At 56.5% G+C, this 19,613-nt stretch carries 15 protein-coding genes; 10 read left to right on the forward strand and 5 right to left on the reverse strand.

What is annotated here, in order from left to right; all coding sequences use genetic code 11:
• Positions 1-348 precede the first annotated feature (348 nt).
• Positions 349-714: a hypothetical protein gene (locus tag ACP7DE_RS13235; RefSeq protein ID WP_426072513.1), complete on the forward strand. Its 366-nt coding sequence runs from the start codon at positions 349-351 to the stop codon at positions 712-714.
• A gap of 160 nt (positions 715-874) precedes the next feature.
• Positions 875-1,252, forward strand: a complete 378-nt coding sequence (locus ACP7DE_RS13240; protein WP_426072514.1) for a c-type cytochrome — start codon at positions 875-877, stop codon at positions 1,250-1,252.
• A gap of 227 nt (positions 1,253-1,479) precedes the next feature.
• Here the strand turns inward: ACP7DE_RS13240 and ACP7DE_RS13245 are convergent, their stop codons facing one another.
• From ACP7DE_RS13245 to tssK, 5 genes are all read right to left on the reverse strand, one after another.
• The gene (locus ACP7DE_RS13245; protein WP_426072515.1) at positions 1,480-1,872 is read right to left on the reverse strand and encodes a GFA family protein; all 393 of its coding nucleotides are present in this window, start codon (positions 1,870-1,872) and stop codon (positions 1,480-1,482) included.
• A 911-nt stretch (positions 1,873-2,783) separates the two neighbouring features.
• Positions 2,784-3,617: an NmrA family NAD(P)-binding protein gene (locus tag ACP7DE_RS13250; RefSeq protein WP_426072516.1), complete on the reverse strand. Its 834-nt coding sequence runs from the start codon at positions 3,615-3,617 to the stop codon at positions 2,784-2,786.
• Positions 3,610-4,200 (reverse strand): TetR/AcrR family transcriptional regulator, encoded by a 591-nt coding sequence (locus ACP7DE_RS13255; RefSeq protein ID WP_426072517.1) that lies wholly within the window; start codon positions 4,198-4,200, stop codon positions 3,610-3,612. The genes ACP7DE_RS13250 and ACP7DE_RS13255 overlap by 8 nt, the downstream gene beginning before the upstream one ends.
• 1 nt (position 4,201) lies before the next feature.
• Entirely contained in the window at positions 4,202-4,591 is a 390-nt protein-coding gene (locus ACP7DE_RS13260; RefSeq protein ID WP_426072518.1) for a DMT family transporter, read from the reverse strand.
• 266 nt (positions 4,592-4,857) lie between these two features.
• Positions 4,858-6,210 (reverse strand): type VI secretion system baseplate subunit TssK, encoded by a 1,353-nt coding sequence (tssK, locus tag ACP7DE_RS13265; RefSeq protein ID WP_426072519.1) that lies wholly within the window; start codon positions 6,208-6,210, stop codon positions 4,858-4,860.
• A gap of 227 nt (positions 6,211-6,437) precedes the next feature.
• Here tssK and tssF point away from each other — a divergent pair, with 227 nt between their 5' ends.
• The 8 genes from tssF to ACP7DE_RS13305 all read left to right on the forward strand — a co-directional run bounded on the left by tssF (position 6,438) and on the right by ACP7DE_RS13305 (position 19,612).
• Complete coding sequence (tssF, locus tag ACP7DE_RS13270) at positions 6,438-8,264, forward strand: type VI secretion system baseplate subunit TssF (protein WP_426072520.1); 1,827 nt, start codon at positions 6,438-6,440, stop codon at positions 8,262-8,264.
• An 11-nt stretch (positions 8,265-8,275) separates the two neighbouring features.
• Positions 8,276-9,385, forward strand: coding sequence for a type VI secretion system baseplate subunit TssG (gene tssG / locus ACP7DE_RS13275; protein ID WP_426072521.1), 1,110 nt, complete (start codon positions 8,276-8,278; stop codon positions 9,383-9,385).
• A gap of 52 nt (positions 9,386-9,437) precedes the next feature.
• Positions 9,438-10,259, forward strand: a complete 822-nt coding sequence (locus tag ACP7DE_RS13280; protein ID WP_426072522.1) for a hypothetical protein — start codon at positions 9,438-9,440, stop codon at positions 10,257-10,259.
• A gap of 293 nt (positions 10,260-10,552) precedes the next feature.
• Entirely contained in the window at positions 10,553-13,216 is a 2,664-nt protein-coding gene (locus ACP7DE_RS13285) for a type VI secretion system Vgr family protein (RefSeq protein WP_426072523.1), read from the forward strand.
• A 1-nt stretch (position 13,217) separates the two neighbouring features.
• Positions 13,218-14,141, forward strand: coding sequence for a 3D domain-containing protein (locus tag ACP7DE_RS13290; protein WP_426072524.1), 924 nt, complete (start codon positions 13,218-13,220; stop codon positions 14,139-14,141).
• On the forward strand, positions 14,141-14,647 hold the full coding sequence (locus tag ACP7DE_RS13295) for a hypothetical protein (protein ID WP_426072525.1): 507 nt from the start codon (positions 14,141-14,143) through the stop codon (positions 14,645-14,647). The genes ACP7DE_RS13290 and ACP7DE_RS13295 overlap by 1 nt, the downstream gene beginning before the upstream one ends.
• A gap of 161 nt (positions 14,648-14,808) precedes the next feature.
• Positions 14,809-17,640, forward strand: coding sequence for a type VI secretion system Vgr family protein (locus ACP7DE_RS13300; protein WP_426072526.1), 2,832 nt, complete (start codon positions 14,809-14,811; stop codon positions 17,638-17,640).
• A gap of 40 nt (positions 17,641-17,680) precedes the next feature.
• Positions 17,681-19,612 carry a phospholipase D-like domain-containing protein gene (locus tag ACP7DE_RS13305; protein ID WP_426072527.1) on the forward strand — a complete coding sequence of 644 codons (1,932 nt, stop codon included), beginning with the start codon at positions 17,681-17,683 and terminating at the stop codon, positions 19,610-19,612.
• Position 19,613: the final 1 nt, after the last annotated feature.

Here is a 19,613-nt window from a genome sequence, read left to right on the forward strand (position 1 = left end):
AACTCGCCAACTCGCACATGTCTGGTAATGGCGCAATAAGCGGTTCCATCATACGCGCAGGGGCTGGTGCGTCGTCAGGCTCCTGCCGTGCCATAGAAAAATATGCACGCCCGCGTTTAACTCTCACGGGTTCGAGAAGTCTTACGACAGGATCGCGGCGCTTGCACGGGTATGAAAAGAAGGTCAAACAGAGGGGTAATCCTGCCAGCAGACGAACGCCACCAGCCCTGTCGACAGTTGTGTGCAATCTCAAAATGGAAATGTGGAACCCTCTATGTCTTTATCTAATAAAGAGAAAACTTGGCAAGGATTGTAAATATGTTGCTACCGCTACGATTGAATAAACGCATGTACGCCTCCCTTGCTAGCTCCTTTTTTCTTGTTGCGAACGTCTCATCGGCACTCGCTACTACTCTTGACGAAGATCGAACACGAGGTGACATACATGGATTGTTTGAGATAAGGGATGCAGCTGTAAAGTTCATTGCAGCAGAGAATCTGAAAAATGGAACAAAGTGGCAGGCCATGGCGCCGAACCGGAAGATTCTGGTTGTCAAATGCGCGATATCTTTGCATGTAAAATGGGTTCCGAAAAGCCATGGCCTGTCTGGACCGAATGTAGCTGTAATTTGCGACAAGACCGTAAAGCCCGCGATACAAAAGAAATGGGAAGTTTTCGTACCAATCGATAAGGGGCCGATGGCACATAAATGATCACATTCGGGTCATGATCGATACAACCGATGCCCCGCGATGGTCCGGTCCTTACCAATGACGTCACAATTTTTCAACTAAATTCACTAGGCCGGTGCAACCGGACAACGACAGATATAATAATGGATTCAAATTTTACTGCTACCAAGACCACATTTAAATGAAAATATCATTCATCGTCTCGCTAGTAATTCTATCGCTAATCAAAACATCGCCAGCCTTCGCAGATAATATCAACGGGAAAAATCTCTACCTACAGAGATGTGCCATGTGCCACGGAATAGATATCAAAGGAACCGGACCATTGGCAAATAAAAGCAATCCTCCCACACCTGACCTTACAACATCCTCTTTCAAAAAACGACTAAAAGATTATCCTGGCGTTATTGTATCATCAATCATACTTCGTCCAAATGGCGACTTAATTCCAAAAACTTTGCGAGAAAATGGAATTAAGCTATCGCCGCACTCGTGGGGGATTAAGGATTTTCGCGATTTAAATCAATACATGAGTGGTGTTATTTCAAAAAATCGATAATTTTGAGATAAGATTGGAACATAGAAATCTAAAAGCCACATGCAGGGCGCGTGGTTCAGGTCTGCCATTTTTCACACAGACTGATGCGTTGTGTGCCGTGACAGCAGGCTCAGTCGGAAAGCTGATTAGATAACGGGAAGATCAATCCTGCCGGAAAACTAACATTGAAATTATTCGAAATATCAAAATTGCAATAAAAAAGCCAGTCAAATGACTGGCTTTTTTTATTAGGTCGGACTTTCTTGAAACTGTTTAGCGTTATCACAAATTTCATACCATGTAGGCTTGGAGCCAACATAAACATGAAATTGCATTCTTACCTCAGGATCATCATCCAAGCAGTTAACTGATATTGGAAATGAATCATTCTCTGAACCAATTTCCCCCAAAGAAGTTCCGCAGTTTTTGCAAAAAGTTCTTGCATATTTAAAGCGGGGCTCTGGCTCATATCGTTGAATAAATTCTCGTCCCTCCAGCAAGGTAAATGAATTTTTATCAACGAAGGCCAAGGCACTCGCTCCGACCTTCCGACAACGAGAACAGTGACACATGCCCATCATGCTTGGAGGGGATGCCAATTCAAACTTTACTGAGCCACAGCAGCAACTGCCTTTGATCATGAGGTGTCCTTTTTGAATGTTGACACTGTATTTTTACACAGTACTTCTAGACAGGCAAGGTACACATGGAGAAATTTTTCAGAACCTAAAACAGAAAGTACAGTGCGGGTGCAAGGGTCTGCCATTTGTACCCGAACTGATGCGTTGGACGTCGTAGAGGCTGGCTCCTTTGAAAGCGAATTGAAGGATTCGGGCCGGGCCGGCAGGCCTAGCCCTTCGAATCTCACGAACAATGTAAGCCGTCGCCAAGCTTGCAATTCCTCAAAATACTTCTTATATTTCAATAAATTACATAGTATATTATTCCGCACAAGGTTTTCATGCAACCTTACATCACCGTATTTTCGCTGCCATGTGTAGCCGATGCGGAAACGATTTTTCTGCATGGCGACAGGCGCTTCAACTAGACTTTTCTGCCTCAGATTGAGCCATAGCCTTCTCTGCCAACGCAAGTTGAACAACGTGATGGTACTTTTTTAAAAATATTATTTATAAAATAAAATTGCTTTTTAAATAAATATTTAACTTCTTCATGTGTGAGCACCCTTGCTCTAAACATTGAGGCCAGAACGGCCTGTAGCTACGAGAAATCCGCAAAACACGCAACCATTGATCGTGCAACCTCTCTGCAGTTACCCATCCTAAGTTACCTCCATCAGCGGCATCGTTCCATAACTGGAACACACCTTCTGGATGCGTCATTAATCCTTGAAAAATTGCATATTAGAGAAGCATTTATTTATAAGAAGCCATGAAAAACGGCTTTACGTCTTTGCGTACCTGAAGCGCAATGACACCAAGCTGGCACACGCATGGAAGGTGCTACTGGCGTCGATGGTCTGCACATGAAACCAGCGCCGCGGCCAGCCGCAACAACATCGCCGAGGCGTTAAGCTAGGACGCAGGCCGGATTACCTCCAAACCCCAGCTTTCCCCATCGCCGAAACAAAAGTGGAAAAATCGCGCGCCGGCTTGCCAAGCACAGCCTCGACGTCACCCGAGACTTGCGCCAGCTTGTTGTTAGCGATGTCCTGATAAAGAACGCTGAAAGAGTAAGCCCATTCCTCCGGCACCTGTTGCGCGACTTGCTCGGCAACGTAGGTGGCGGGGTCGAGCGACACATACGAGAGAGGGTGTTGCGCCCCCGACGTAATTTCCTGCGCCACCTCTGCAAAGCTCAACAGGCAAGGGCCAGTCAGGTCGTACTGGCGGCCATTGTGGCGCTCATCCGTCAACGCAGCGACCGCCACTTCGGCGATATCATCCGCATCGACAAACGCTTCCTTGCCGGACCCTGCGGGCAAACGCAACTCGCCCGAGCGTACGGACTGGAGCAGGAAATCCTCGCTGAAATTCTGGAAAAACCAGCGCAGGCGCAGACTTGTCAGGTCTAAGCCGGCGTTGACGATATGATGTTCTGCAGCGCGCATGGCCTGTGAAAACTCGCTACCGTCATCCGGAGTCGAAGCCAGCACAGCCTTTTTCACGCCGGCAGCAGCAGCGGCACGGGCGAAATCTCCCACTTGCTCAGTCGCGCCGTCAAAGCCCAAACCGGGATGCACGATGTACACAGCGCGTACGCCCTGCAGCGCAGCTTGCCAGGTCGATGCATCGTCCCAGTCGAAGCGCACCGCCGATTTGCGCGAAACGGCGCGGACGGCGAACCCTCGTTGCATGAGATTGGCGGCGACGCGGCTGCCGGTCTTGCCGGTGGCGCCGGTGACGAGAATTGAACTGTCAGACATGATGCTCTCCTGATGGTGTTGCGATGGTTAAAAAAGTCATGGCTATCAAGCGTGCTCTGATCGCTGGCAAGTCCAGAACCCTTGCCGAAGCGCCAGCGCTCAGCGAAGTAAACCAAGCGCCATCTGCCGCCAGTCTGACGACCTCTAGAAGTTCTCCGGCGTCGGTATCAGCATGGCGGCGCAATCGTTGCGCTAGCCAGGCGTGCCATTGGCCTGCCACCAGCGTCTCCGCAGTCAGCGAACTAATAAGAGCAGACCAAATGCGCGTGGTGTTATCGTCCATAGAGAGTGCGGCGTGAACATAGGCGCGGGTAAAACTGCCACGCGGCACCTGATCGACGGCGATCAAGTCGTCGAGCGCCGCATCCAACTCCTGCATCAGCTCATTGACCATCGCATCGACCATCGCCTGTTTATTGGCGAAATGATGGAAGAGCGCCCCCTTGGTCACGCCTGCAGCTGCCGACACACCCGCCACTGTCACGGCGGCGAGACCCTCGCTACCAGCGATCAACGCAGCACAATTGAGCAAGGCACGACGCACCGCTTCGGGATCCTTTCGACGTTCGTAAGCAGATGCCATGTCAATGCCCGCTTGCTTTAGAGAAGCCGTTGACGATAATCACCCCGACCACGATGAAGCCGATGCCGACCATGGCAATCCAGTCGAGCCGCTGCTTGAACACCACGATGCTGACAATCGCGGTGAGTACGATGCCCAGGCCGCCCCATATCGCATATGCCACGCCAATCGGCAAAGTCCTGAGTGCCTGGGCCAGTAAATAGAATGAAACGCCGTACAGCCCGAGGGAGATCAAGGTCGGCGCCAATTTGCTAAATTGCTCGGACTTGTTGAGGAACGCGGTGCCGGCCACCTCGCACGCAATGGCGCCGCCCAAAGCCGCCCACGATAATAAATTTGGAGTCATTTGAATAAAACGGCTGACGATTGAAGATGGGTGCAAAGATAACATACCGACCGGTATCTTTCAATTGAAAATGTGTACTATCAGCATGAATAAAGCCCTTCGCTGCAGCCTCTAGGCAAAGAGAAACCGCCCTACTGTCCCTTGGCAACGGCCCGTAAACTGAAATTTTTGGCTAAAAAAAACCCGCCATCTTGGGCGGGTTGAATCCAATTCTTGGAGGAGTTGGAGGAGACAGATGAATTATGCTGCACTGCGCCATATCTCGCCAATCATCATTTGTAATGAGATGTATCACAGGTGGGAATGACACTCTAATCGGTGATGGCGAACAACTCCATCCGCAGTTCTGTGAAGGTGCTGGGCGCATAAATGGCTATCGCCTGGGCTTTCATCATCGCCTCGTAAAGCTCACCACGGTTATCAATCGAGAAATAATAAGCGTTCGGGCGGACCGGCACTTCCATCGGCACCTGGGCCATGTGCACCAATTGCAGTCCAGGCAAGGCACTACGAATCAACGCCTCGATGTCGTGGGGCGATGCGATTTTTAACTGACGCGGTACCTCCGCGACCAGATTGAGCGCCGGCATATTGGCGGTGACGGCAAGGTACAGCCCTGCTTTCCGGTCCAGTAGCGTGGCGTCGATTTTTCCCTGATGGTATGGGCCTTGTTCCTTGTCGAGGGTGAGAGGAATGACGACGTATCTGGACGACACCACCGTATCGAGCAGTTCGCAAATGATGGCGTTCAGCGCGTCGAAACCGGGAGCCGGATTCTCATGGTCGTAGGCGGGTAAATCTGATACCGAATACTTCCGGGAAAACGCCATCAGGCCGCCCGCGAGCACCATCAGCTTGTCGAACAGCCGCTCCGGATGGCAGTGTCCCGACTTGGCGCAATGGGCAAGGGACGCGTTCGCGGCGCTGACCGTGCTGAGCATCCAGAATGAAGACACGTCGCCACTGTGCGCCTCGATGGCGTTTCCCCGCGGCTGCCGTTGCAGACGATAGAGTGCCTCGGCTTTCGCGTTCAACTTGCCGAGCAAGCCGCGCAGCATTTCCCGCATGGCCGGGTCAACGTCGACCGACAGGCTCGGTGCCATGAACGTCGGGTCGATTTCAAAGGTGCTGTCCTCCTTGCGGCGCACCTTGACTAGCGGGATGCAGTCGTAGGCGTCACGCATATCGAGATGCGACAGCAGCCGCAGTTTTTTTCTCATGTAGGAAACGTTGGTGCTGAGCGCATCGGTGTAGAGGTCCAGAGCTTGCGCATCGAATGGCGAGTATCGGGTGTCATCGTACGGGGCCTCGCCGCTGGCCAGATTGCCACCATGTGCCTTGACGACCGGCAGCGCCGCGTAAAAGACAAAGCTTTGCTCATCTGCAGGCAGCTTGCCCAAGTCTATCGCCAAGGGCAATTCATCGGAAAGCGGCGCCTGGTAGATTTCTCCATCCTTGAAAATCAGGGTCAGCGCCTGCGCATACAACGTGTTGCTCGTTACACCTTCAATGCTCCAGCGTGCAAGCTGGACGCCCCAGGTGTAGGGATTGATGGCCGAGGCGATGTGCCGCAAGCGGGCCTCGTGATACAGGTCCAACTGCTGGAAATGCTGCGCATCGAGCGTGAGACCTTCGGCCCACAAGACTTTTAATGAGATGCTCATGTTCTCTCCCTTAAAATGCATTGCTCGTCGATAGAGTTTGACGCTGCATTTAGGAAACTCATTGAGTTTTCGCAAGAAAGGTCCCAAGCCCGGCCGTTGCCACGATGACGACGAGCAAAACCCGCCACTGTCACCAGTATTGCGCAACCGCAACATATTCGCCATCGCTTGATTGATACTTGAACATCTGCACATGGCTTTCGTCCGTGAGGGGCAAGGAGAGCTTGATGGAAGACTTGTTGCCGTATTTCGAGCGTGAACTGGTGTATCTGCGTCGCCTCGGACGCGAATTTTACGAGCGCTATCCCAGGGTGGGCGGCGCCCTGCAGCTCAGCGACGACACTTGCCCGGACCCGCATGTCGAACAATTGATACAGTCCGTCGCGCTGCTTTCCGCGCGCGTGGCGAAGCGGCTCGACGACAGCTATCCTGAATTGACCGAAGCGCTACTGGAGACGCTGTTTCCGCACTACCTGAGACCCTTCCCCTCCTGTTCGATAGTGCGCGCCACGTATCCTTCCGTCAAGTCAGCGGGCGAAGCACCGATGCTGACCATCCCGCGCGGTACCGAGATGGACTCCAGCGCCGTCGACGGCGTACGCTGCAGTTTCAAGACCGCCTACGGCATCGTGCTCTCGCCGATGACGCTGGCCGCCGCCCGCTTCGACCCGGTAGTACGCGCGCCCTCCAGCGTCACCTTGCCGTCATCTGCCAGCGCCGCACTGAGCATCGTCATCGACGGCGCCGCGCCGGCCGAGCTCCCCGCCCTGCGCGTGTTCATCGATGGCGAGCCCTCGTTTTGCGCGGCCCTGCGCGACGCGCTTTTCATGCGCGCCGTGTGCGCCTATGTGGAAACCGAGCCGGGGCGCTGGACGGCGTTGCCGGCCGTGCCACTGGCGCCGGTCGGTTTCGCCGAAGACGAGGCGCTCATCCCGTTTGACGCCCGCTCGCACGTGGCATACCGGGTGCTCAGCGAGTATTTTGTCTTTCCCGAAAAGTTCAATTTCTTCGACATCGACCTGGTGGCGTTGCGGGCGCTGCTGCCACAGGGATGTCGTCGCTTTACGCTCCATGTGGCCTTGGTCGGCCTGCGGCCGGATTCCTCCCGTGCCCGTATGCTGGCTAGTCTGTCAAAGATGAATTTGCTGCTCGGTTGCAGCCCGGTGGTCAACCTGTTCCAGCGGCCGGGCCAGCCGATATCCTTGACGCAGTTGACTGCCGACTATGCGGTGGTGGCGGATGCCGCGCACGCCAAGTCGTTCGAGGTGTACTCGATAGACTCGGTCAAGATGGTGCGCCGGCGCGGACAGAAGGAGGCAGTGACCGAATTCCGGCCGTTTTATTCGCTGCGCCACGGCGAGGACGCGTCCACAAAGAACGGGCATTACTGGATGCTGCGCAGCGATGACGAATTGGCTGCACTCAGCCCCGGCCATGAAAAGCGCATCACCCTGATTGACGGCGACTTCAACCCGATGGAGGTCGAAAAGACGAGCCTGTCGATTGCGCTGAGCTGCACCAACAGGGACTTGCCCAATGCGCTGAAATACGGGCAGGCCGGCGGCGACTTGACGCCGCTGCGCGACGCCGACAGCTACTCGGTTCGCCTTCTGCGTCGGCCGACCCGCACCTACCGTTTTGCCAAAGGGAGCCAGCAATGGCGATTGATTTCCCATCTGACGGTGAACCAGCACGCACTGTCGCAAGGCGGATTGCCGGCTTTCCGCGAAATGCTGGCCCTGTACGACTTGCCACATTCGCCGATTTCACGGCGTCAGATAGAAGGCATCACTGACTTGCAACAAGCGGCGACGGTGACCTGGATGCGGCACAAGCATGGCGCCGCGCTGGTGCACGGAACCGAGATGCGCATGACACTCGACGAAGAAGCTTTTGTGGGCAGCGGCTTGCTGCTGTTTGTGGAAGTCATCGACCAGTTCCTGGGCCTGTATGTGCAGGTGAACAGCTTCATCGAATTGGTTGTTCTATCCAAACAATCCGACAAGGAACTCATGCGATGCAAGCCAAGAAGCGGCTACCTGACGTTAGCGTAATCCAGGGTTTAATGGATGAACCCCAGCGGTTCCATTTTATCCAGGCTGTGCGCATCCTGGTACGCTGGCTGCGCCAAGCCGGCCTGTCTTACGACGACGAGCAAGCGCTGTCCCAGGTACTGCGCTTTCAGAACAGCCTGTCGCTGAGCTTTCCGGCCAGCCAAATCGAGGAGCTGGGGGCGCAGCCGGCGACGTGCGAGACCGATATCGAATTGCTGCAGGCCATGCGGCAAGCGCCGGGCACGAAGATATTCCTGACGCCCGCGTTCCTGGGGCTCCTTGGCGTGAACGCTGGCCTGCCTTTACATCGCACGGAGCGGATTAGCGCCGCGCAACGCTGGGACGGGGACGACAGCGCCCGCGCGTTTATCGACCTATTCTCCCAGCGCATGGTGGCCATGTTTTTTCAAGCCTGGGGCAAGTATCGCCTGGAGCACCGGCTCGACATGGGTGGCGAGGATGGCCAGTTGCCGCTGTTGACGGCATTGGCGGGTATTCGCCGTGACGCGCTGCCCGGCGGCGCAGACGATGCCGCCTGCGATATGGCGGGATTCTATGCCGCGTTGTTGCGCACCCGGCCGGTGGCGGCAAGCTCGGTCTCGCGCGTGTTGACGCATCACTTCGGGGTGCAGGTCGAGCTCGAACCTTTCGTCGAAGTCTGGGACGTCATCCCGAAAAACAAACGCAGCAAGCTCGGCGAAAAAGTTGCCAGGCTGGGTTTCGGTGCAGCGCTGGGCGGGCGCTTGCGGCGCAAGGACCTGCGCGTCCGCTTGAACATCGGCCCCCTCGACAAGGCCGATACCGAGCGTTTTCTCCCACGCGGCAGCGCCGCCGTGGGGCTGGCGCAAAGGTTGGCGATGTTCGGACTGCCCAATCTGCAATTCGAGGTGCGGATTTTATTCAAGCCGTCGTGCCTGCAACGCCTCATCCTGACGAGCAAACCCGGCGCGGGGCGGCGTCTGAATTGGGACGCCTTTCTGTTGCGACAAGATGGCAAAGTTTCCAGAGACACTGCCGGCTACCTATTGCGGCCCATCGATGCAGGCTCACGCGGCGACAGTCCGGAGGCGGCTGGGATACAGATGCATCAATCCGGCCAAGTGGCCATTGAGCAGGAGTAACGCGGTGAGACCCCTTCTATACGCAAGCAGCCCAGCCATGTCGGCTTGCTTCATGGCGATAGCAGCCTGCCGCGCACGCGGCGACGATGTGCATCCTGTGCATGTGCGAAATATCGGTTTTTATCACACATGGCAACGATGCGCCGCGCAGCGCGAGGACGGGGCCGCCCAGTTGAGCGCCGCAGACGTGCTGGCCAGGCTGCATCTGCGCTTCGCCGAGAACGACGACCTGGTGCGCAATATTTTACTGCGCCACTCGCCCCGCAATTTTTCCCGGGACGCCATCGAGTGCGACGCCATGTTCACCACGGCGGCCCTGATGTTCTGGCAGCGGCCCAACGTGGTGATTGAGTTGACACCGGCATCGGAGCGGCTGCTGACGAGTTCCGACCTGGGCGAAGACATTCCCGCCGCCCAGTTGCGACCGCGCATGGCGGCCTGCTACATCCGATTCGGCGAGGCGATGCGGCAAGCAGTCGTGCTGCCCGCAGAGACCGGCGTTCATAGCATCCAAGGTGCCTATGTGTTCGCCTCAACGTACAAGGGTAAACGGGCCATTTCCATTGTGGCGATTTATGCGGCGGGCCGTGACGAGCCCCTGGGCATCAGCAGCCTCGATTTTGTCATCGAGGGCGAGCAGGAATCCCTGCTCAGCGTCATCCGGCGTCAGTGCGGGGGGGACGCTACAGTCCGATTCCTTGCTGGTGCAGCAAACGGCCCTGGCACAGCTTTGCACGAAGGTTTTTCTGTACTGGGCCATCGAACAGGCACGGCATGTAAGCCTGACGCCGCATGGCGACGCGTTGCGGCGCTTGCAGGGCATGGGCCCCAGAAAGGCCGCCAAGCTGCGCCGGCAGACGGAACGCCTCTATGACCGCGTGGTATTGGGGCCGGACACGCTGCCGGCCCATCTGCGCGGCGCGTCTGGAGAGATGTCGCCGCACTGGCGGCGCGGCCACTTCCGCATGCAGGCGCACGGACCGCGGCTGTCGCTGCGCAAGGTGATGTTCATTTCCCCCACGATAGTGCGCGCGGACCGGCTCACTATTGATGAGCTCCCTTGAGTCCCCTCAATACGGCTCCCCCGACACCCACCTACAGTGGCGGATACAGGATAAATAACGACCCATCTCATCCGCCGTCGGCGGGAAGCACATCGGAGGCTGCATGATACGCAACATCGTGGACGCTGGCATGGCGGCGCTGTCCGTATTTGGCGCCCAATCGCAAGCCAATCGGCTCATGCGCATGGACTTCCCGCAGGCGGACGGTCCCGCGAATGCCGTCATGCTGGTCAACAAGGTGCGCATGCGCGAGGAGTTATCGCGCGACTTCCGCATCGAGGCCGAGGTGCTGTCGGATGACGCCGGCATCCCCCTCAAAAGCATGATGGGCCGGATGGTCACCATTTCGCTGGTGCGCGAGAACGGCAGCCTGCGCTACATGAACGGCTACGTCGGCAGTTTCCGTTTTGTCCGTACCGACGGCGGCTTCGCCTACTACCAGATGGTGCTGTCGCCCTGGCTGGCCTTCGCCAAGCTGCGCAAGGACAACGTCTCCTTTCACCACCGCAGCACCATCGAACTGACCGAGACCACCTTCGGGCACTACCGCCAGCGCGACTGGAAGACCAGGCTGGGGCCCGGTTACGACGATAAAAAACTGACCTGCGCCAACCAGCATAACGAGACGGACTATAACCATCTGCACCGCCGTTGGGAAGACGCAGGGCTGTATTACCACTACGAGCACCGGGCCGATGGCCACACGCTCATTCTCAGCGACAACTCCACCCTGGCCGAGCCCATCGACGACGCGCATGTCGCCGATGCTGCAGACCAGATGCAGTTTCGCGCCCAGGCCGGGTCCGAGGAGGCGGACGGGATTGACGACTGGCAAGCGGTGCGGGAACTCGGCTCCGGCAAACTGACACTGGCCAGTTTCAACTATAAAAGCCCGCATCCGCAACGGGTCCAGGGCAGCTCCCTGAACGCGCAGGGCGACGTGGACGGCTATGAACTCTACGAAAACACCGGCGCCTACGGCTACCCGAATCTGCGTGACGGCGAGACCCTGGCGCAGCGCCGCATGGAAGAACATGACCAGCGCACCCAGTATTTCGAGGCGGGCGGCAACGACCGCGCCGCGCAGCCGGGCCGCACGTTCAAGCTGACCGGCCACTTCAGCGCGCAAGTCAAGGCGCCGGCGCCCGGCGAAGACAGGAAACCGGGCATCGCTGCGCGCGACTATCTCATCGTCTCGGTTGAACATGTCGCGAGCAACAATTATCCCGCCGGCCCGGACGGCAAATCGGAATACAGCAACACCCTCACCTGCCTACGCCGCGACATACAGTGGCGCCCGGGGCGTCAGCACAACAGCGTGCCGTGCCGCCATCCCGGCGTGCAGACGGCCATCGTCGTCGGCCCGCCCGGCGAGGATATTTATACCGATGAACTGGCCCGGGTCAAACTGCAATTTCACTGGGACCGGTTAGGCACATTCGACCAGGCCAGTTCGCCCTGGATACGCGTCATGCTGCCCATGGCCGGCCAGTACTTCGGCCAGATGTGCTTGCCGCGCGTCGGCCAGGAAGTACTGGTGCAGTTCCTCGATGAGAACATCGACCACCCCATCGTCGTCGGCGTCGTCTACAACCGCGACAACATGCCGCCCTGGCATTTGCCGGCGCAACGCTCGCTGGCGGGATTGCGCAGCCGCGAATTGAACAGCGGCGGCGACGGCAACAGCAACCATCTGGTGCTGGACGACACCAAGGGCGCACTCCAGGCGCAGCTCAAGAGCGACCACGAGCACAGCCAGCTGTCGCTGGGCAGCATCACCCGCATTGACACGTCCGACGGGCGCATGGACGCGCGCGGCGACGGCTGGGAGCTGGCGACCAATGCCTGGGGCGTGGCGCGCGCGAACCGGGGCATGCTCATCACCACCGAAGCGCGCGCCAACGGCGCCTCGCACATCAAGGACATGGGCGAGACACAGCTGCGCCTGAAGGCCGCCCATGCCCGGCAAGAGGCGCTGACCAAGCTAGCCCTGCAATCGGGCGCGCAGGACGGCGAGGACCAGGGCAAAGCAGTGGCTGCCATTAAGGCGCAGAACGACAGCATCCAGGGCGGCGCGGGCGCCAAGGGCAGCTTTCCCCAACTGGCCGCGCCGCACCTGGTGCTGGCCAGCCCGGCCGGCATCGAGACCACGACCCGCGGCAGCACCCATCTGGCCAGCGACCAGCATACGGCGATTACCACCGGACAAGACCTTTCCATCGCCAGCGGCGCCAGCCTGTTTGCCAGCGTGCGGCAAGCATTCCGCCTGTTCGTGCAGCAGGCCGGCATGCGGCTGGTCGCGGCAGCCGGCGATATCGATGTGCGGGCGTTGAAGGACAGCATCAACCTCCTTGCCAAGCTCAACATCACGCACACGGCCAACCGCATCACCATCAGCGCCAAGGAAGAAGTGGTCATCAACGGCGGCGGCAGCTACGCCAGGTTCAGCGCCAGCGGCATCGAACAAGGCAGCAACGGCACCTTTGTCGCGCACGCAGTGAGCCACAGTTTGCTCGGCCCCAATAGCATTGATGTGCCATCTCTGGGCCCTCATTTAACAACTGCTACTTCCCTGGAATCATTTGATGAGCAATTTCGTCTGGTGGCAAAAGATGGCAAAACTCCCATTGCCAATAAGCGATATTGCATTACAGCATCTGACGGGACCTGCTGGGAAGGGATAAGCAATGAGGAAGGGTTGACCGAAAGGATTTATACGTCTTCACCAACTGAACTTTCCTTGAAGTTACTGGCTGATGAGGTGTGATATGACCGAGACAATTATCGCTACCGCCAATACCAATCCAGTATCCGGTTCAGAAGTAAAAATCACCGTGAATGACATAGTTTGCTCTATCAAAATTGAAAAAAACAAATTCTCAGACACCTTGCCAGTCATTCCTTCGAATGCAAGAGTTCGAAATGGGAAAATATTATACAGATTAAATCTTAAAGCTTGCCTTACCATGCACTCCAGCGGAGCTAAGGTATCCGACCATTCCCTTAGCATAAAATCCAACAGACCCGCAGATAGCATCATTATTCATGGAAAATCCGATGCCAATGGAGAATTAATTTTCACACTTGAAACCCGTGATTCTGGCGCTGTTGAATTGAATGTAACCACCTCCGGCGTGACATCTCCCACTTTCAAAATCAGCTTTAAAGATGCTTGGTATGAGGAATTATTTTTAATTACAGGTTATAACGTTTGTGATGAAAATGATTTTTCTGGACCTTTGGTCGCGGCTAACGGATTACAAGAAAAACACAAAGAAGATTTTTTGTTCAGCGCCAGAGGAGTTCCGATGCAAGGTACCGGAAAAGACAGCGATGGACGCTATATTGCATTGGCTCAATTACTGGGCGGGTGGCACCGAAATTCAAGGGGTGCTCCTGACCGCGTCGCATCGCAAACTGGTACATCGTTCCGACATGTTCAGAGTGTTCAAGGGAAGTACGGACCAGTTACGGAAAATCATTCTATTGCAGTTGATACAAGCATCATTCCAGCTCGAGCGAAAGTCAATATCGAAGGTGTTGGAACACGTTATGCAGATGACAAGGGGAGCGCCATTCAAAACTATCATATTGATAATTTTCTTGGCGCTGGAGCGGCTGTGGTAAAAGCATGGATGCTCGGCGGTGTAAATGGAACCAGACGTCAGGTGAAATATTTAGGAGCTGAATAATGAAAAAATTCATATCAATCGCTTTGATAATATGTACATCAAATTGTCACTCAAGAAATATCAATAAATTTGAATCCATCTACATTGACACTGCAAAGAACATTCATATTATTTTTCCTGATGGTCGAGATAAAAAGATAACAAGAAATGGCCGTGCAGCAAGAGCAACCTTAGCGCCAGATAAGCATTCCGCAGCATGGCTAGTGTTAAATTCATGGATTGCGGAGGGAGATGTAGGGCCAAGTTCCAGTCAACTTGCAATTTATAGAAATAGCAGGCTTCGATATATAAAGTGTGAACCGTTCATCCGGGATTATTGGTTCTGGATGGGAGGAAAGCAGGTCGCTATTGATTGTGGAGGCAGGCATTTTGCAGGTACTCTCATTCTATATGACGCAAATACACTGCAAAATATTGACTCTATTTTCCAGGCAGACGTTCCGGAAGACAAGCGTCCCGCTTGGTCCAGGCAGGAAGGCAACTCCGACTCCAATACTGTTCAATAAACAGGAGTCCGCATGCTCTTGAACATCATCACCTTCCTGCAATTCGAAGCGCGTATCTGTCTGTTCCAGACATCGTGCCGGCAGCGTCTGGTTTTCACAAACAAACTTGGCACAATCTGCAAGGGTTCGACCAGCTACCTGTTGTGACCGATGGAGGACGTATGACACAAAAAATCATCGACGCCGACATGGTGGTGCTATCCATATTTGGCGCCCAATCGCAAGCCAATCGGCTGATGCGCATGGACTTCCCGCAGGCGGACGGTCCCGCGAATGCCGTCATGCTGGTCAACAAGGTGCGCATGTGCGAGGAGTTATCGCGCGATTTTCGCATCGAGGCCGAAGTGCTGTCGGACGACGCCAGTATTTCCCTCAAAAGCATGATGGGCCGGATGGTCACCATTTCGCTGGTGCGCGAGAACGGCAGCCTGCGCTACATGAACGGCTACGTCGGCAGTTTCCGTTTTGTCCGTACCGACGGCGGCTTCGCCTATTACCAGATGCTGCTGTCGCCCTGGCTGGCCTTCGCCAGGCTGCGCCAGGACAACGTCTCCTTTCACCACCGCAGCACCGTCGAGCTGACCGAGACCACCTTCGGGCACTACCGCCAGCGCGACTGGAAGACCAGGCTGGGCCCCGGTTACGACGATAAAAAACTGACCTGCGCCAACCAGCATAACGAGACGGACTACAACCATCTGCACCGCCGTTGGGAAGACGCAGGGCTGTATTACCACTACGAGCACCGGGCCGATGGCCACACGCTCATTCTCAGCGACAACTCCACCCTGGCCGAGCCCATCGACGACGCGCATGTCGCGGATGGCGCAGACCAGATGCAGTTTCGCGCCCAGGCCGGGGCCGAGGAGGCGGACGGGATTGACGACTGGCAAGCGGTGCGGGAACTCGGCTCCGGCAAACTGACACTGGCCAGTTTCAACTATAAAAGCCCGCATCCGCAACGGGTCCAGGGCAGCTCCCTGAACGCGCAGGGCGACGTGGACGGCTATGAAATCTACGAAAACACCGGCGCCTACGGCTACCCGAATCTGCGGGACGGCGAGACCCTGGCGCAGCGCCACATGGAAGAACATGACCAGCGCACCCAGTATTTCGAGGCGGGCGGCAACGACCGCGCCGCGCAGCCGGGCCGTACGTTCAAGCTAAGCGGCCACTTCAGTGCACAAGTCAAGGCGCCGGCACCAGGCGAAGACAGGAAACCGGGCATCGGCGCGCGCGACTATCTCATCGTGTCGGTTGAACATGTCGCGAGCAACAATTATCCCGCCGGCCCGGACGGCAAATCGGAATACAGCAACACCCTCGTCTGCCTACGCCGCGACATACGCTGGCGCCCGGGGCGTCAGCATAACAGCGTGCCGTGCCGCCATCCCGGCGTGCAGACGGCCATCGTCGTCGGCCCGCCCGGCGAGGATATTTATACCGACGCACTGGCCCGGGTCAAACTGCAGTTTCACTGGGACCGGTTAGGCACATTCGACCAGGCCAGCTCACCGTGGATACGCGTCATGATGCCCATGGCCGGCCAGTACTTCGGCCAGATGTGCTTGCCGCGCGTCGGCCAGGAAGTGCTGGTGCAGTTCCTCGATGGGAACATCGACCACCCCATCGTCGTCGGCGTCGTCTACAACCGCGACAACATGCCGCCCTGGCATTTGCCCGCGCAGCGCTCGCTGGCCGGATTGCGCAGCCGCGAATTGAACAGCGGCGGCGATGGCAACAGCAACCATCTGGTACTGGACGACACCAAGGGCGCACTCCAGGCGCAGCTCAAAAGCGACCACGAGCACAGCCAGCTGTCGCTGGGCAGCATCACCCGCATTGACACGTCCGACGGGCGCATGGACGCGCGCGGCGACGGCTGGGAGCTGGCGACCAATGCCTGGGGCGTGGCGCGCGCGAACCGGGGCATGCTCCTCACCACCGAGGCGCGCCCCAACGGCGCCTCGCACATCAAGGACATGGGCGAGACACAGCTGCGCCTGAAGGCCGCCCATGCCCGGCAGGAGGCGCTAGCCAAGTTGGCCGAGCAATCGGGCGCGCAGGACGGCGAGGACCAGGCCAAAGCAGTGGCCGCCATCCAGGCGCAGAACGACAGCATCAAGGGAGGTGCGGGCACCAAGGGCAGCTTTCCCCAACTGGCCGCGCCGCACCTGGTACTGGCCAGCCCGGCCGGCATCGAGACCACGACCCGCGGCAGCACCCATCTGGCCAGCGACCAGCATACGGCGATTACTACCGGACAAGACCTGTCCATCGCCAGCGGCGCCAGCCTGTTCGCCAGCGTGCGGCAAGCATTCCGCCTGTTCGTACAGCAGGCCGGCATGCGGCTGGTCGCGGCAGCCGGCGATATCGATGTGCGGGCGTTGAAGGACAGCATCAACCTCCTTGCCAAGCTCAACATCACGCACACGGCCAACCGCATCACCATCAGCGCCAAGGAAGAAGTGGTCATCAACGGCGGCGGCAGCTACGCCAGGTTCAGCGCCGGCGGCATCGAACAAGGCAGCAACGGCACCTTTGTCGCGCACGCAGTGAGCCACAGTTTGCTCGGCCCTAAGAACCTGCAGATAGCCCAGGTGCAACCGCCACAGGCCCAGCTAAAGGGCGCGGGCACGTTTCATTTGAACAGTCATCCGGCGGCGGGCGGCGCCCTGAATGCCGGCTTGCCCTACAAACTCTATAAGGATGGCGCGCTGACGGAGCAAGGGGTGTTTGACGACGATGGCAACATGACTTTCCAGCACGAGCTGGAAAAGCAGTCCACCTACGAGTTGGAGCTCCCCAACGGCAACCGCTATACCGTCGCGCCGAACCCACATGACGAGAAACAGGAAATGAGCGCTGGCATCGGCTACCACGGGTACACCAATTCGGGCGGGGCTGCCAACGAGGGCTACGCGACGCTGGAACAGAGTCGAGTGCTGTCAAATCCTGCATTGGACGACGGCGAAGATTCATCCGAAGCATGACGCCATCGCTGACTTTTTTAAGGACTGCACCATGAGTGGCATGAACAGCAACGTAGACCTCTACAAGCAAACTCTATCCTATCGCGACAACGACGCGCCCTACCAATGCCTCGCACAGCCTTGGTTTGTTCATGTTCCATATCCCGTCCATCCGCCGCGTTATCGCTGTTTTATTGAACCATTGATTTGCGGAGAAACGGTCTTTAGGAAAATAGCAAAGGACTTGGAAAGCGCCAAGCATAGCGTCGACATCATCACATGGGGATTCGACCCTGGCATGGTGCTGGTGCGCGGGAAGAGCGCCGAGGATGGGATACGTTATGGAGATTTGCTGAAGAAGATTGCCTCGCGCAAGCCCAATCCGGTCAAAGTTCGTTTGCTGGTATGGCACGACAGCACCGTGACGCAAAAGTTAATGAAAAACAATCCAGGCTACTACGGCAGACGATTTCCATATATCGGATGCGCCATGGGCGGTTATTTTAGCGAATCGCACCAAGCCTATAACGCAGAATGGTATGCGCAGGTTTGCGACGACGCGATACCGAATATTCATTTTCATGTGCGCAAACTTCCTATCGCTTTGTTAGAAAAGTCATTGTCGGGAGAGCTGGCGCCCACTGGTTTTATGGCACAGGTAACCCAAGCGTTTGCCACGCACCACCAGAAAATGCTGTTGATTGACTATGAAAATCCGGTCAATGCGATAGGTTATGTGATGGGACATAATTCCGTCACCGACTTCTGGGACACGTCGGAGCACCACTTCCGCGACATCAGGCGCGAGCGCATCTACCACATGGAGCATGTGAAGCTACAGAAGGCGGCTTGGAAGGAAGGCGAGTGTTATGACAGTGCTGGTACAGGATACCAATTGAGCTCGCAGCAGCAGACGGCCAAGGAGCGGCTTGTCCAATCATACATCGACAAGAATAGCCATGTGGTCAAACCGTATCAGGATGTGTCCTGCCGCTTGCATGGTCCGATTCTCTACGACCTCAATCATAATTTCTGCCAAGCGTGGGAAAAGTCAACCAGGCCTACCTCTCTCTTCATGGACACGGCTTGGTTTTTTAATCCGCCAATCAAGCGTATCGTTAAGAAAGCTGGGGACTGGCTTCATGATGAGATGGACCCGGAGTTCATCGCGCGGCGTGCGAAGATACCATTGAGCGCGTTCAAACTACAAAACGGCTTACACAATGTACAACTGCTGCGCACCGAGCCGCAGCATACAGAGAAAACCATTAAGGAATGCTACGCCAACCTGACCCGGCAAACTCTTCGCTATATCTTCATACAGAACCAATATATCCAGTATGAGCCTTGGGCGGAGCATCTCATCGAATGCGTCGGCCGCCTGCGTTCGGCCGGCTACCTGAAGCCGATATATGTGTTCATCCTGACCTCCACCCCGGAAAATGATGGCATGGACGTGCCGACCTACGATGTAGCCAGCAAAGTGGGCAGGAGTGAGGCAATGAAGGTGGAGCACGAAGAAGCCTTGAAGCTGGCGCGGGAGAAAAAGACCAAACCGCCGATTACCGCAGAAGAACTGGCCGAGCGTGGCATCAAGGTTTTTATGGGGTCGCTTTGGACTTGCGCCAGGGACAAAGACAGGCTGCAAGCGACGGACTATGAAGAAATCTATATCCACGCCAAGGTGGCGATTGTGGATGACGCCGCGTTCACGATAGGCTCGGCCAACCTGAATCTACGCAGCATGGCACTAGACAGCGAGCTAAACGTGTTGAGCGAGGCGAAGGAGGTAGCGTTTCAATTGCGCTGTGATTTGTTCAGCCAGTGCTCTGGGTTGGCGGGGCCGGCGCAATTCAGTGATATGTCCAAGACGTTTAGGAACTGGGGGGATGTGGCGCTCCAAAATAAGAAATTGATGGCAGCGGGTTTGGCACTTGAAAGCCAGATTATGCCGTTCTATGTGGACCGCAAACCTGGCTCGCCTGTCGTATAGA

The sequence above is a fragment of the Janthinobacterium sp. DSP2-3-3 genome, from assembly GCF_049897325.1.
In the GTDB taxonomy this organism is placed as follows: Bacteria; Pseudomonadota; Gammaproteobacteria; order Burkholderiales; family Burkholderiaceae_D; genus Janthinobacterium.